1 protein-coding gene is annotated in these 1,222 nt (G+C 74.9%); it reads right to left on the bottom strand.

Annotation, left to right across the window (positions count from 1 at the left end; genetic code table 11):
- Nucleotides 1-444 precede the first annotated feature (444 nt).
- The gene (locus tag AB0447_RS33865) at nucleotides 445-963 is read right to left on the bottom strand and encodes a pyridoxamine 5'-phosphate oxidase family protein (protein WP_366480758.1); all 519 of its coding nucleotides are present in this window, start codon (nucleotides 961-963) and stop codon (nucleotides 445-447) included.
- Nucleotides 964-1,222 lie beyond the last annotated feature (259 nt).

A 1,222-nucleotide genomic window follows, 5' to 3' on the forward strand; every position in this document is an offset into this window, starting at 1 on the left:
CTCTTCCCCACCCCGCCCCTTCCCGTAACCGGGGCTCCGCCCCGGACCCCGTTCGGGGGCTCCGCCCCCGGACCCCCGCGCCTCAAACGCCGGCGGGGCTGAGGATGGGTGAGCGCCGACCCCCGCGAAGCGGCGTGGGGATCCGCCCCCGGCCAGGGTGGGGGCGCTCCAGCGCCGATGGGGCTGAGGGGGATCCGCCCCCGGCCAGGGTGGATGGGGACGCTCCAGCTCCGGCGGGGCTGAGGGGGATCCGCCCCCGGCCATGGTCGGAGGGGACGCTCCAGCGCCGATGGGGCCGAGGATGGCTCCGCCCCCGGCCATGGTCGGTGGGGGTGCTCCAGCGCCGATGGGGCTGAGGGGGATCCGCCCCCGGGTCAGCGAGGTGGGGCTCCGGCCCCGGCCGAGGGGGTTGCACGAACGTCGGGGGGCTGGTTTGTGTTCGGGTCAGGAGAAGCGCCAGCGGGTTTGGCTGTAGGGGGATTTGCCGAAGCCGAAGGCTGTGTGGGGGCTGACCGCGAAGACCAGGGCATGGCCGGCCTCCGGGTTGACGAAGGTGCCGTCCTGGACGTCGAAGTGCCAGTCGGTGCCGTACTTCTCCTCCCAGGCCGCGGCCAGACGGCGGAGCCGGGCGTCGTCGGTGACGCGGACGGCCTCGCCTTCGAGGACGAGGTCGTAGCCCTCACGGAGGCCGTTGCAGCCGGTCGTGAGGGCGACCGCTGGGTTGGCGGCGAGGTTCTTGGCCTTGCGTTCGTCGGCGCCGGTGCAGAAGTGCAGGGCGTCGTCGGTCCAGACGCCGATCAGGGGGGTGACATGGGGGCGGCTGTCCGGTCGTACGGTCGTCAGCCAGTACACCTCGGCCTCGGCCAGTCGGACGGCGGCCGCCGGCCAAGGTTTGGGGGTGGCGTGCGGGTCGCTGTAGCGCTCGTCGAGGTGGGGGGTTGGGGCGGGGTCCGGGTGGGGCATGGGTGTCTCCCTTCGGCGGCAGTGTTGCGCACCGGGGGGCACGGGTGGCTGAGGCAGGGCGGTGGGGCGCCCTGTTCAGCGGCAGGGGGTGGGGCGGGGCCGCTTGTCGGTGGGTTGGCCGGGTCGGTTGGCCGGGTCGGGCGGGCGGCCGGGTGGGTTGGGCGGGTTGGGCGGGTGACCGGGTGGGTTGGCCGGGTGGGTTGGGCGGGTGACCGGGTGGGTTGGCCGGGTGGGTTGGGCGGGTGACCGGGTGGGTTGG

The organism is Streptomyces sp. NPDC051211, from assembly GCF_040689505.1.
Classification (GTDB): domain Bacteria; phylum Actinomycetota; class Actinomycetes; order Streptomycetales; family Streptomycetaceae; genus Streptomyces.

Coding starts and splice junctions, on each gene's coding strand:
- AB0447_RS33865 (WP_366480758.1), bottom strand. CDS start 963: ATGCCCCACCCGGACCCCGCCCCAACCCCCCACCTCGACGAGCGCTAC.